Origin of the sequence: Methylosinus sp. C49, from assembly GCF_009936375.1 — a bacterium.
In the GTDB taxonomy this organism is placed as follows: Bacteria; Pseudomonadota; Alphaproteobacteria; order Rhizobiales; family Beijerinckiaceae; genus Methylosinus.
This window is the reverse complement of the sequence record NZ_AP022332.1, coordinates 3788224-3801510: the sequence shown is the minus strand read 5'-3', so window position 1 is coordinate 3801510 and position 13287 is coordinate 3788224. Positions and strand designations below refer to the sequence as shown.

The following is a 13287-nucleotide window of genomic DNA, read 5'->3' as shown; positions in this document are numbered from 1 at the left end:
CGGGTAGAAGAGACGCCGTGCGCTACATTTCCACACGCGGCGAAGCTCCAGAGCTCGCCTTCGAAGACGTTCTCCTCGCCGGCCTCGCCTCCGACGGCGGGCTCTATGCGCCCGTCTCCTATCCGGGACTGGCGCGCGGCGATATCGCTTCTCTCGCCGGTCTTCCCTATGCGGAAGCCAGCGCGCGAATCATCGCGCCTTTCCTCGGCGAGGCCTTCGACGGCGCCGAGCTGCGCGCGCTGACGCAGAGCGCCTATTCGAGCTTCCGGCACAGCGCCATCGCGCCGCTGACGCAGATCGCCGACAATCTCTTCGTCCTCGAGCTGTTCCATGGCCCGACGCTGGCGTTCAAGGACGTCGCCATGCAATTGCTCGGACGGATGATGGACGCCGTCCTCGCCCGCCGCAATCTGCGCGCGACCATCGTCGGCGCCACCTCGGGCGACACGGGCGCGGCGGCGATCGAGGCCTTCGCCGGGCTCGATCGCGTCGATGTCTTCATCCTCTATCCGCATGAGCGCGTCTCGGACGTGCAGCGCCGGCAGATGACGACGGTCGAGGCTGCCAACATCCACACCATTGCGCTGCGCGGCTCCTTCGACGATGCGCAATCGATTCTGAAATCGCTGTTCCGCGACGCGCGCTTCCGCGAGAGCGTCGGCCTCGCCGGCGTCAATTCCATCAATTGGGCGCGCGTCGTCGCGCAGACGGCCTATTATTTCACGAGCGCCGTCGCGCTCGGCGCGCCGCATCGCGAGGTGAGCTTCGCGGTCCCCACCGGCAATTTCGGCGATGTGCTGGCGGGCTATGTGGCAAAGCGCATGGGCCTGCCAATCGGCAAGCTCGTCATCGGCACGAATTCCAACGATATTCTCGCGCGCACGCTGGCCAGCGGGCGCTATGAGCTGCGCGGCGTGACGCCGACGCAATCGCCGTCGATGGATATTCAGATCTCGTCCAATTTCGAGCGTCTGCTGTTCGACGTCTATGGCCGCGACGCCGCGCAGATTCGCGGGCTGATGGGCGCGCTGGATCAGTCCAAGGGCTTTACCGTCGCCCCCGCGCCGCTCGAAGCGATCCGCGCCGAATTCGAGGCCAGCGCGGCCTATGAGGCCGACACGACGGAAGAGATCGCCCGCACCTATCGCGAGACCGGCTATATTCTCGATCCGCACGCCGCCACCGGCGTTCATGCGGCGAGAAAACGCCTCGCGATCGACCCCGCGACGCCGATCGTCTCGCTCGCCACCGCCCATCCGGCGAAATTCCCGGATGCGGTGGAGCGCGCCATCGGCAAGCGCCCGCCGCTGCCCGAGCATCTCGCGCATATTCTGGACGCGCGTGAGCGCTTCACCGTGCTCGACAATGATGCGGGCAAGGTCGCGGCCTTTATTTCCGAGCGCGCCCGCGCAGCGCGCGCCACGGTCTGAGAGGGCTGTCATGGCGCTTTTCGGCCTCGTTCCCGCCTATCGCGATCTGCCGCTGCGCGGCGATGGCGTCTATCTGCGTAGCTCGGAGATGCGGGATTTCGTCGCCTGGGCGTCTCTGCGCGAGCGAAGCCGCGCCTTTCTGACGCCCTGGGAGCCGACCTGGCCCTCCGACGATCTCACCCGCGGGAGCTTTCGCTATCGCGTGCGCCGCCACGCCGAGGAGATGGCGCGCGACGAGGCCTATTCTTTCTTCGTTTTCCGCGAGGCGGACGATGTTCTCGTCGGCGGCCTGACGCTCGGCCATGTGCGGCGCGGCGTGTCCCAGGCGGCGACGCTCGGCTATTGGATGGGCGAGCCCTATGCCGGCAAGGGCTATATGTCCCGCGCCGTGCGCGCCGCGCTGGATTACGCCTTCAGCCGTCAGCGCCTGCATCGCGTCGAGGCCGCGTGCCTGCCGTCCAACGCCGCCTCCATCCGGCTGCTGGAGCGCAACGGCTTCCATCAGGAGGGCTTCGCGCGGGCCTATCTCAACATCAACGGCCAATGGCGCGACCATCTCCTCTTCGCGCGGCTGGACAGCGATCCCTCGCCGGCCCGCCGGCCGCTTTGAGCGGACAGGACGGCAGCTCCGTCCGTCATCCCGTTTCGAATCCGCACAGAACAGCCCCGATTCCGTCTGGCACGCATCTCTCAGCCTACCCTTCGACATTGCCGACCACGTTTCGAAACGGGACGGCAGGCGAAAAAAGGGTAGCGTATTCATGGCGTTCCAGCGTAAACCGGCGTTCCGGGACATCGAGGAGATCACTGTTGGCGGCGTTCGCGTCGCTCGGCTCGATCTTGCGGCGACCGCGCGGCTGATGATCGAGGCGGCTCTCCGCCCCGCGCGGGAGAATGGGCCGCTCTATCTCACCTCCGTCAATGGCGAGGTGCTGGCGCGTCGCCGCGCCAGCCGCGACTTTGCCGAGCTCGTCGATGAGGCCGATCTCATCAGCGCCGACGGCCAGCCGCTCGTCTTCGCCTCGCGCCTGCTGGGCGCGCGGCCGCTGCCGGAGCGCGTCGCCACCACCGATCTCTATCCGATGGTCGCCGAAATGGCCGCGCGCGAGGGCGTCACCTTCTACCTCTATGGCGGGACGGAAGAAATCAATCGCACGACCTATGAGGTCACAAAGCGTCGCTTCCCCGGCCTGCGCATCGTCGGTCGCTCGCATGGCTATCTCGCCGGCGAGGAGCTGGAGCGCAAGATCGACGAGATCGACGAGCTGGCGCCCGATATCGTCTGGCTCGCGCTCGGCGTGCCGCGCGAGCAGGAATTCGTGCGAAAATGGAGCGATCGCCTTCGAAACGTCAAAGTGATCAAGACATCTGGAGGCCTGTTCGATTTTGTGGCCGGCGCCAAGAAGCGCGCCCCTATGTGGATGCAGAAGGCGGGTCTCGAATGGGCCTTCCGTCTTCGGCTCGAGCCGCGCCGGCTGTTCTTGCGCTATGTGACGACCAATCCGATCGCGTTGCTGCTGCTATTGCGCCACACGCATTGACCGACCTCGCACATCCGCCGGCGCGTCGAAGCCGGCGGGCGTCCGAAGCCGCAGTGTAACGAGTTCGGCTTTGGGTCCCCGGCGCGCCGCGCCACTCCGCCAGCGCCGGGGACGACGCCGATCATCGGCGAATTCTCAAAATGGGAAAAGCCCGAAATTCAGTCCCGTCATCCTGAGGCGCTTTTTGCGGAACGCAAAAAGCCTCGAAGGATGCTCCGGGAGGCGGCGCTTCGACGACCCTTCGAGACGCCGGCTGCGCCGGCTCCTCAGGGTGAGGGACTGGTGTTTCGGGGATCAGGCCAAACCCCGTCAAATCCGCCCTTGCAGCCGGCTCCATAGCGCATTTTCCGCGCTGAACACATAGTCCAGCCTAGCGCTCGTCACCGTGCGCGCGCCTTTGGCGATCAGCCAGTCGGCGAATTGCGGCGCGCCATCGGCCGGGGCGGAGAAGGTGACGAAGCCGCCGTCGCCGCGCTCGCGCAGCTCAACGGAAAATTTCTCCGCCGCCTCGGCGAGGAGGGCGTCGTCCAGCGTCACGCGGGCGCGAATCTCGCGCGTCGTGCGGGCCTGCTCCTCGGCCGCGATGCGCGAGAGGATGATGCGCGCCGCCTCCCGCGCCCGCGGCGTCCAGGGCGCGGACAGCGAGGCGACGAGATTGGCCTGCGAGCGCAGGATCACGCCATCGTCCAAAGTTTTCAGCGCATTGGCGACGAGCGTCGCGCCGGTGGTGGTGATGTCCACGATGAGATCGGCGGAGCCCGCCGCCGGCGCGCCTTCCGTAGCGCCGGAACTCTCGACGATGCGATAATCGCCGATGGCATGCTTGGCGAAGAAGCGCCGCGTCGTGTGAATATATTTGGTGGCGACGCGCAGCCCGCGGCCATGGCGGGCGCGAAAGCCGGCCGAGACATCGGCGAGATCGGCCATGGTCCGCACGTCGATCCAGGCCTGCGGGACGGCGACCACCACATTGGCCTTGCCGAAGCCGAGCGGCGCCAAAATCTCCACCTTGCTCGCCGCGTCGGCAATCGTCTCGCGCACGAGGTCTTCGCCCGTCACGCCGAGATGGACGTCGCCGCTGGCGAGCCGCGCGGTGATCTCGGAGGCGGAGAGAAAGGCGGCCTCCGCATCCTCCACTCCGGCGAGCTGGCCGCGATAGTCGCGCGCCCCGCGCCCTTGCGTCACCTCTATGCCCGCGCGGGCGAAAAAGGCGTTGGCGTTCTCCTGCAGCCGACCCTTGGAGGGAACGGCGACGATGAGTCTGTCAGTCGTCGTTGCGGTCATGCCGCGCTTCCTTTGCGCGCCGTCAGCCGGTCGACCCATATGGCCGCGCCGACAGCGGGGATGTCCTGTTTCGCGCCCAGCGTCTTCAGCAGGCGATCATAGCGCCCGCCGCCGATGAGCGCCGGGCCGGCGGGCTCGCGCCGCGCCTCGAAGACGAAGCCCGAGTAATAGTCGAGCCGGCGGGCGAAGCTCGCGGAGAAGCGCACGCGATCGAGATCGACGCCGCGCGCCGCGAGAAAGCCCGAGCGCGTGTCGAGCGAGTCGAGCGCCGCGGTCAGATCGAGAGACGCGTCCTTCGCGAGCGTGCGCAGCGCGGCGGAGGCCTCGTCGATCTGCCCCTGCACGGCGAAAAAAGCATCGACCAGCGCATGTTTTTCAGCGCTCACTCCGGCGCCGCCGGCGAGCGCGGCCTGATCCAGAAAGCGCTCGGCGATCTCCCCGGCGCTGCGGCCGCCGACCGGCGAAATGCCGGCGATGGACAGAAGATCCTCGACGAGCGCGCGCGCCTCCTTGGCGTCGACCTTCTCGAGCGCGGCGAGCACCCCGGCGTGCTCCTTGCCATTGGCCGGCGGGGCGAAAATCTGCGACAGCGACTCGCCGCGGGCGTGTCCCGTCTCGAGACGCCGACGCCAGGCGGGCGGCAGATCGAGCCGATCCAGAAAGGTGGAGACGAGGCCGGCGTCGCCGGTCTCCACATGCAGCGCCCCGCCATCGGCCGCGGAGGCGGCCTCGAGGGCGGCGGCGAGAATCTCGGCGTCGGCGGCTTCGCGATCGTCGCGGCCGAAGCTCTCGAGCCCGGCCTGCAACAGCTCGCCGCTGCCCGTCTCGCCCTCGGCGGGAAAGCGGAACACAGTGCCGCCATAGGCGAAGGAGGCGGGCGCCCCCGCCGTGGCCGAGGCGAGATAGGCGAGGCAGACGGGGATCGTATATTCCGGCCGCAGGCAGACGTCGTCGCCGGCGGCGTCGCTGGTCAGATAGAGACGGCCGCGGAAATCCTCGCCCGAGCGGTCGAGGAAGACGCCGGCCGGCTGCAATATCTTCGGCTCGCAGCGGGCAAAGCCCGCGCGCTGAAACGACGCCAATATCGCGCCGAGAGCGTCGCCGCTCGATAAATCGGTTTTCGCCGCCTCGTTCACGCCTCTAGTCCCTCTCTTGCGGCCCTTCCTTAGCAAGGGCGGATGACATTCGCATCCGCTTTCGGGAGGGAGGGTGAATGAAGCGGGCGGCGGTAGCCGCCTCGGATCAGGGCTTGTGCAGCCGGAACATGTCCAAGGCCGGATCGGCGTGGCGCGCTCGGTCGAAGGCCCGTTCCGGGGACAGGCCTCGCCTCAGCAGAGAATGAAGCAAATAGTGAACGAAGAGCGCGGCGTCCGAGGCGTCGGGACAGTCCGCTGGCGCGATATAGGCGGCGGCGCCCGCTTCGAGGAAGGCCTTCGCAAAAGCCGCATCGCCGGTCAGGCAGGCCGTGCTGACGACGATCGCTCCCGGCATTCGGGCGCGCTTTGCGATGGCGGTCGCCGGCAGCGAGCCGTCGACGAGCGCGCCGACGTCTACGCCATCGCCATAATCGCCGAACACCAAGCCGTTTTTGTCGCCGTGTCCGCAGATGACGACGAGTTTCGGATCATGTTCTTTCCGCTCGAGCGTGAGCAGGAAATCTTCCGGCGTCCCGACGAGGTGCAAGAGCACAGCCGCGCCGAGGCTTTCGAGCATCGATCGAATCAGCAGCGCTTCGAAAGCATCGCCCACGGCGATGACCGAGGCCGGCGTTTTCGGAGCAAAGTATTTCTCGTCGACGAGCATGTTTCGCCTTCACGCTCGGCCTTCCCAGATGAAGCGAGGCGATAGGGGCCGGCTCTAGAATTTGCACTCTTTCGGAAGCTTGTCCTCCGACCAATCGGCCAGCGGAATGGTCTGCGCCTTTATCTCCACCTTCTTGCCGTTGCGGCTTCCCTTGCCCGCGAGGAAATTGAGGTCGCAGTTTCCGCCGACATTGGGGTCGAGCGTGTCGCGCGCCGCATAGGTGAAGCCGGCGACGATGAGCGCGCCATTGCGGCGGATGACCGTCAAAGTCTCGCTCCAACGGTCGCGGCCAATCGAATCATTCTCGGATTTGATCAGCAGCGAGCCCTTGTCGCTCACCGCCAGCGAAGGATGCTGGCCGGCCATGCCGCCATTCCAGGCGGCGTTCTTCTTCACGAAGGCCGGCTTGGCCCCGGCGCGCAGAGCGTCTTGATCGAGCCCGAGATAGACATAGAGATCGGCGCCAGTGTCGAGATTGTCGACGAGCACGGCGAGATCACGGCCGCCGCCATCGGAGAGATAGATCGGCGTCGCGGAGAGTATGCGCTCCAGTGGCGCGGTCTCGGCGATGACGGGGGAGGCGGCGAGGACAAGAGCCGCGCATGCAGCGAAGCGACGAAACATGCGGGAGCTCCTGTCCGCAACGACATTATCTCGAGGCTGAAATTCTAGGGGAGCCCCCTCCCCAGCCCTCCCCCGCTTTCGCGGGAGAGGGGGTCGCTGGCGCGTCATCGAGATTTCGCGTGACGCCGGCCGCCTCCCTCTCCCGCGAAAGCGGGGGAGGGTGAGGGAGGGGCGCTCCCGTTTCTATCCGATGAGCCGTCACTCGCTGGCGGCGTTGGCGGCCTCGGCCTTTTCCTTGGCCTCGAGGTCCTCGCCGGTCTGCTGGTCGACGACGCGCATGGAGAGGCGCACCTTGCCGCGATCGTCGAAGCCGAGCAGCTTCACCTTCACCTTGTCGCCTTCCTTCACCACGTCGGTGGTCTTGTTCACGCGCTGCTTGGAGAGCTGCGAGATGTGAACGAGGCCGTCCTTGGCGCCGAAGAAATTGACGAAGGCGCCGAAGTCGGCGGTCTTCACCACGGTTCCCTCATAGATCTGGCCGACCTCGGGGTCCGAGGCGATGGACTTGATCCAATTGATCGCCGCCTTGATGGAGTTGCCGTCGGAGGAGGCGACCTTCACCGTGCCGTCGTCCTCGATGTTGATCTTGGCGCCGGTCTTCTCGACGATCTCGCGAATGACCTTGCCGCCGGTGCCGATCACCTCGCGGATCTTGTCGGTGGCGATCTTCAGCGTCTCGATGCGCGGCGCGAACTCGCCGAGCTCGGCGCGCGAGGTGGTGAGCGCCTTGGCCATCTCGCCGAGAATATGCAGACGGCCCTCACGCGCCTGGCCCAGCGCCACGCGCATGATCTCTTCCGTGATGCCGGCGATCTTGATGTCCATCTGCAGCGAGGTGACGCCGTCCGACGTGCCCGCCACCTTGAAGTCCATGTCGCCGAGATGATCCTCGTCGCCGAGAATGTCGGAGAGAACGGCGAAGCGCGCGCCCTCGAGGATGAGGCCCATGGCGATGCCGGCCGTCGGCTTCTTCAGCGGCACGCCCGCGTCCATCAGCGCCAGCGAGGAGCCGCAGACGGTGGCCATGGACGAGGAGCCGTTGGACTCGGTGATCTCCGAGACGACGCGCAGCGTGTAGGGGAATTCGGCGGCCGCCGGCAGCATCGGGCGGATGGCGCGCCAGGCGAGCTTGCCATGGCCGATCTCGCGGCGGCCGGGGGAGCCCATGCGGCCCGTCTCGCCGACGGAGTAGGGAGGGAAGTTGTAGTGGAGCAGGAAGCGCTCCTTATAGGTTCCCTCGAGCGAGTCGACGAATTGCTCGTCCTCGCCGGTGCCGAGCGTCGCGACGACCAGCGCCTGCGTCTCGCCGCGGGTGAACAGAGCGGAGCCATGCGCGCGCGGCAGCACGCCCACCTCGGCGACGATCGGTCGCACGGTCTTCACGTCGCGGCCGTCGATGCGAATGCCGTCGTCGAGAATGTTCCAGCGCACGACCTTGGCCTGCAGATCGTGGAAGGCCTCGGCGACATGCTCCTTGGAGAATTTCGCCTCGCCGCCTTCCGGCAGCAGGCCGGCGAAGACCTTGGCCTTCACCGCGTCCACGGCGGCGTAGCGATCCTGCTTCACCGTGATCTTATAGGCGGCGCGCAGCTCCGTCTCGGCGATGGCGGCGACGGCGGCGTTGACCTCGGTCTTGTCGGCGACATTGAGGTCGCGCGGATCCTTGGCGGCGCGCTCGGCGAGACGGATGATCGCGTCGATCACCGGCTGGAAGCCGCGATGGCCGGTCATCACCGCCTCGAGCATCAGATCCTCGGACAGCTCCTGCGCCTCCGATTCCACCATCAGCACGGCGTCCGACGTGCCGGCGACGACGAGATCGAGGCCCGAGAGCTTCATCTCCTCGATCGTCGGATTGAGCTTGAGCTGGCCGTTGATATAGCCGACGCGGGCGCCGCCGATCGGCCCCATGAAGGGAATGCCCGAGAGCGTCAGCGCCGCCGAAGCCGCGACCATGGCGAGAATATCCGGGTCATTCTCGAGATCGTGGCTCAGCACCGTCACGATGACCTGCGTGTCATTGCGATAGCCGTCCGGGAACAAGGGGCGGATCGGCCGGTCGATGAGGCGGGAGACCAGCGTCTCGCGCTCGCTGGGGCGGCCTTCGCGCTTGAAATAGCCGCCCGGAATACGGCCGGCGGCGAAGGCTTTCTCCTGGTAATTCACCGTCAGCGGAAAGAAGTCCTGGCCGGGCTTGGGCGCCTTGGCGGAGACGACGGTCGCGAGCACAGTGGTCTCGCCCCAGCTGGCGAAAACGGCGCCGTCCGCCTGGCGGGCGATCTTGCCGGTCTCGAGGATCAGCTTGCGGCCCGCCCAGTCGAGCTCTTCGCGATGGATTTGGAACATGTCTTTTCGTCTTTCTCTCATGACGCGCCATGTTGCGCGTCGGCTTGGCGAGGCGTCATGGGCAAGACGGCGAGAGGCTGTGGGGCGGGGATTTTCAAAGACGCGAAGCCGCGAACGCTTCGAAAGATCCTCGCCTCAGCGTCCGGCGATCCTGCCATGACGATCTGCCGAGGGGCGGCGGCGCGGCCCCATGCCGTCCGCCGAACTCTGGAAGGGCCGCCCTTTCGCGCATCCCTTCCGGCAATGAACCGGCCGAATCGTTCGGCCGAACCGTTTTTTCATACGCGAAATCGCGGCGGACCGCGATCTCGCATTCTCTCGACGCTCTTTCGAGGCGCGTCCGAGGAACGCGCGCAGGCTCAGCGGCGCAGGCTCAGCGACGAATGCCGAGACGCTCGATGATGGAGCGATAGCGCGGCTCGTCTCTCGACTTCACATAGTCGAGCAGCTGGCGACGCTGCGACACGAGCTTCAAGAGACCGCGACGCGAATGATTGTCCTTCACATGGGTCTTGAAGTGCTCGGTCAGATTGGTGATGCGCTCGGTGAGGATCGCAACCTGAACCTCGGGCGAGCCGGTGTCGTCCGGCTTGGTCGCATATTCCTTGATGAGCGCCTGCTTGCGCTCCGCAGTGATCGACATCGGTCGGTCCTTTTCTGGTCTGGTGTGGGTCCGCGGGCCGCGGCCGGGGCCGGGATGTCGTCCAGCGAGGGTCGCCGCGAGCGGAGCCGCCCGGAAAACCGGGCGCGCGAGGGGCTTATAGCAGAAACGAGCGGGAAGGATAGAGAGCTCTCCCTGCCGGGGGCTCTCGCTGCGTCACTGGGCGTCACTGGGCGTCCACGAGGCTCCTTCTGCGGGCGTCGTCGCGCTCGGAGATGAGCGCGGCCTTCTCGGCGGCGAGGCGGTCGCGCTCGGCGGCGAGCTCCTCGCTATGCGCGAGAGCGGCTTCGAGCTGTCCGATGATCTCGTCGATCTCGCCGGACGCCCGATCGCGCTCGACGAGCAAGGCGGCGCTTTCGGCAAGGACGCGATCGCGATCGGCCGCGAAGGCGTGGGCGTCGGCGACGGCCTTGTCGCGCTCCGCGCGCATCGCCTCCTTCTCGTGAGCTTCCTTGCTCCATTCGGCGGCCATGGCGGCGTTTTCGCCGAGGATGCGATCACGGTCCACGACCGCGGCGTCGCGCTCCCTTCGCATCGCCTCTCTCTCATAGAGAGCGAGAGCGCGCTCGGCGACGGCCGCGGCCTTCTCCGCTAGGGCGGCGTCGCGCTCGGCTCTTATCACTCTCGTCTCGATCGTCGCGCTTACTTGCTCGACGAGATCGGCGTCATTCTCCGCGGCGGTGGCGGCATGATCGTCGCGGGGCGTGAGCGTGTCGTCGGCCGCGCCTTCGAGCCGCGCGCGCATCTCGTCTCGCTCCGCCAGCGCCGCGTCGCGCGCGGCGGCGAAAGCGGCGTTGTCTGTCGCCAGCTGGTCGCGCTCTGCGGTGAGGGCCTGAATCTGCAGGATCAGATCATCGCGCTCCGCCGCCCGGAGGAAGAGCTGATCGATGATGGCGCGGCTGCCGTCCTCGCGGTCGGGAAAGAGCAGCTGCGCGGTCTTCTCGGCGTAGAGAAGATAGACCTCTGGCAAGTAATGCGTGTCGCTCGGCCCGCCCCACGGCGCCTCGCGGCCGGTGATGAACAGCTTGCGCGGCAGCGAGACGAAGGACACGCAGTCGAAGCTTCGCGCGAAATCATACATTTTCTCGAGCGCGATATTCGCCATCTCCGCGGCTCCGGGCGCGAAGTCATAAGTGTAGGGGACGCCGTTCACCTTGCAGGTGAAATAGTGCTCGAGCAGCACGAGTCGTGAAAACTTCTTCGACAATATCTCGATCGATCGCGCGAAGGCGCGCTTCCACAGCGGGAAGAACCGCGCCCAATTGGCGTGGAAGGAAATGCGCTCGCCGCCTTTGAAGACCTTGTCGAAGACCTCCTGATTCATCGTCTCCGGCGTCAGTCCCTCGAGAATATTGATGCCCTCGAGCGGATCGATGACGAATTGCGTCTCGCTAAGAGCGACGACGCCGCTACGCAGATCGCGCGTTATGTCGAAGACCAACACTTCGGCGTCGGTCTCCAGAAGATTCTGCAGATGCAGCTTTTTCGCGTCATTGACGAGATAGGTCAGGAATTGCGGCGGCAGGCAGGAGAAGCGGGAGTCGATCTTCTCGATCGGATCGGCGACTAGAGAGATCGTCGGGCGGCGCCACAAATGTCCGCGCGATTGGAAAAGACCTTCATTCAGCCTGATGCCGCTCTCGTAAGTAGAGCAGCCGCCTATCGTTATAAATCTCTTGCGGCGATCTTCGATATAGGCCGTATCTGCAGGCAACTCAGAGCTTTCTCTCGCAACGATGCTGACATTTTTACTCGAATTATGCTTTTTCACCATTGTCAGCTTCTTCTCACAGCGATTCGACAGAATATTGCATCTCAGGCTCCTTTATCGAGATGTAGCACATTGCCGTCGCCGCGTAAAATCTCTTCTACGAAACTACGTGATTGTGGAGTCTCTCTCGAGAAAGCCTGCGCCGAAACGCCGCCGGCGAGCAGCCCGGCGACGGCGCCGCAGAGTCCGGCCCAGGCGAGTTGCTCTATGTCCGGCGGCGCAGAATCGACGATCAGCGTCACCGCCATTGTCGCGACGCCGGCCAATTGGCCGGCCATCGCATCGCGGTCTTGCGCGCGCGCAAACAGCGCGAGGCCGATCAGCGGAACGAAGCCCGCCGCCGACAGCGCCAGCGCCATGCCGACCAGAGTGCGGGCGTCTATGGCGTTGGCCGCGCTCGTCGCCGAGCCGAGCGCGGTGACGCCGACCAGCGCCAGCCGCGTGATGGCGAGGCGCCGGCTGGTCAGCGCCGATTCGGCGCGCAGGCGATAGAGCGCGTCATGGCCGACCGCGGCGGCGCAGGCGTGCAGGCTGGCCGCCGCCAGCGCCAGGCCGACGGCGATGACGCCGGAGGCGACGAGGCCGCTGAGCGCGGCGCCGAGCTTGGCCAATTGCGGCAGGGCGCCGATGAGATATTCCGCGCGCACGGAAATATCCTCCGGCCGCAGCGGCGCGGCGGGCGCGAGCTTGCGGGCGAGGCAGGCGGCGCGCGCCTGCGCCGGGCCGTCCGCCTTGGCGCCGCAAATCTGCAGCAGGCCGCGCGCGCTCGCCGAATAGATGGATTCGGGGAGCCGTTCCGGCGTCTGGCCGACGGCGACATTGGAGACGATCAGCGCGGAGGAGGCGACCGTCGCCGCGACCAGCGCCGCCGCCGTCAATGTCCAGAACATGGCCGCGATCCCGGCCCGCCGCGCCGCCGCGACATCCCGCGTCGCCACCGATGGGGCGAGGGCGGGCGCGAGAGTCGCCAGGCCGAGCGCCAAGCCGAGCGCGGTGGTGATCTCGAGCGCGACCGGCGCCGGCCGGGCCAGCCGCCAATTCTGGATGATGCGCGTCGCCTCGCTCCAGGCGGCCTGATCGCCGATGAGCGGCAAGGGCGTCGGAAAGCCTTCCGCCATAAGGGCGATCTGCGGCAGAGCGAAGCCTGCGACCAGCACGCCGGCGGCGGCGCAGGCGCTCCACAGCACGCCGCCGACGCCGCCCGGTCCCGCGATGAGGAGAATCGCCGCGCCGATGAAGAAGGCCGCGAAGGGTCGGCCCGCGCCGGTGAAGCCGACCAGCGCGTCCACCGCCGTCTGATAGCCGGCGAGCGCCACGATCGCCGAGGTGAGCGCGGCGACGGCGATCATGCCGAGCCGCGGCTCCATGCGCGAGAAGCGCGCCGCCAGCAGATCGGACAACGAGAAGGCGCCGGTCTTGCGGAGCATCGGCCCGGTCGTCGCGCCGATGAGCGCGACGCCCAGCAGCAGGCCGAGCGTCACGCCGAGCGGCGAGCCGGCGCCGGTGAGCCGCGCCGCGAAAGGCGCCGCGAGGCCCGTGACCAGCGCCGCCTGCGCAAAGCCGACATAGGCGGCCGGCGCCGCCCGTCCCGCGGCATAATAGAAGGACACGCGCATCGAATGCAGCAGAAAGCCGAGCGCGGCGAGGGCGACGACTGTGAAATAGGGCGACACCAGCGCCACCAGCCGCTCCGGCGCGCCGACGCGATCGAGCAGAGCGACGAGCCCATAGGCCGTGGCGAAAGTGACGATCGCCAGCGCGATGCGGCCGTCGAGCCGCGCCCGGTCCTCGAAATTCTCTACCGTGTCCCGCATGTCGCGCCTCCTC

General features: G+C 66.9%; 11 protein-coding genes. 3 read left to right on the top strand and 8 right to left on the bottom strand.

The genetic code is table 11. From position 1 onward, the window contains the following. Nucleotides 1–17 precede the first annotated feature (17 nt). From thrC to GYH34_RS17895, 3 genes are all read left to right on the top strand, one after another. Complete coding sequence (gene thrC, locus GYH34_RS17905) at nucleotides 18–1430, top strand: threonine synthase (protein ID WP_161914737.1); 1413 nt, start codon at nucleotides 18–20, stop codon at nucleotides 1428–1430. Nucleotides 1431–1440: 10 nt separating this feature from the next. Then, complete coding sequence (locus GYH34_RS17900) at nucleotides 1441–2040, top strand: GNAT family protein (protein ID WP_026600176.1); 600 nt, start codon at nucleotides 1441–1443, stop codon at nucleotides 2038–2040. Nucleotides 2041–2191: 151 nt separating this feature from the next. Next, nucleotides 2192–2971: a WecB/TagA/CpsF family glycosyltransferase gene (locus GYH34_RS17895; protein ID WP_161914736.1), complete on the top strand. Its 780-nt coding sequence runs from the start codon at nucleotides 2192–2194 to the stop codon at nucleotides 2969–2971. Nucleotides 2972–3280: 309 nt separating this feature from the next. On the opposite strand, the gene hisG is transcribed toward GYH34_RS17895, so the two are convergent. From hisG to GYH34_RS17855, 8 genes are all read right to left on the bottom strand, one after another. Further along, a complete protein-coding gene (hisG, locus tag GYH34_RS17890) occupies nucleotides 3281–4255 on the bottom strand; it encodes an ATP phosphoribosyltransferase (RefSeq protein WP_161914735.1) in 975 nt (324 codons plus the stop codon). After that, nucleotides 4252–5391, bottom strand: a complete 1140-nt coding sequence (locus GYH34_RS17885) for an ATP phosphoribosyltransferase regulatory subunit (RefSeq protein ID WP_161914734.1) — start codon at nucleotides 5389–5391, stop codon at nucleotides 4252–4254. Before GYH34_RS17885 ends, hisG begins: the two co-directional genes overlap by 4 nt. 106 nt (nucleotides 5392–5497) lie before the next feature. Further along, on the bottom strand, nucleotides 5498–6058 hold the full coding sequence (locus tag GYH34_RS17880) for a hypothetical protein (RefSeq protein ID WP_161914733.1): 561 nt from the start codon (nucleotides 6056–6058) through the stop codon (nucleotides 5498–5500). Between the two features lie 54 nt (nucleotides 6059–6112). Then, nucleotides 6113–6682, bottom strand: coding sequence for a hypothetical protein (locus GYH34_RS17875; protein WP_161914732.1), 570 nt, complete (start codon nucleotides 6680–6682; stop codon nucleotides 6113–6115). 198 nt (nucleotides 6683–6880) lie between these two features. After that, entirely contained in the window at nucleotides 6881–9028 is a 2148-nt protein-coding gene (gene pnp / locus GYH34_RS17870; RefSeq protein ID WP_161914731.1) for a polyribonucleotide nucleotidyltransferase, read from the bottom strand. Nucleotides 9029–9401: 373 nt separating this feature from the next. Beyond that, a complete protein-coding gene (gene rpsO, locus GYH34_RS17865) occupies nucleotides 9402–9671 on the bottom strand; it encodes a 30S ribosomal protein S15 (protein ID WP_161914730.1) in 270 nt (89 codons plus the stop codon). A 184-nt stretch (nucleotides 9672–9855) separates the two neighbouring features. Further along, nucleotides 9856–11403 carry a DUF6270 domain-containing protein gene (locus GYH34_RS17860; protein WP_161914729.1) on the bottom strand — a complete coding sequence of 516 codons (1548 nt, stop codon included), beginning with the start codon at nucleotides 11401–11403 and terminating at the stop codon, nucleotides 9856–9858. A 101-nt stretch (nucleotides 11404–11504) separates the two neighbouring features. Then, nucleotides 11505–13274: a symporter-like protein gene (locus GYH34_RS17855; protein WP_161914728.1), complete on the bottom strand. Its 1770-nt coding sequence runs from the start codon at nucleotides 13272–13274 to the stop codon at nucleotides 11505–11507. Nucleotides 13275–13287 lie beyond the last annotated feature (13 nt).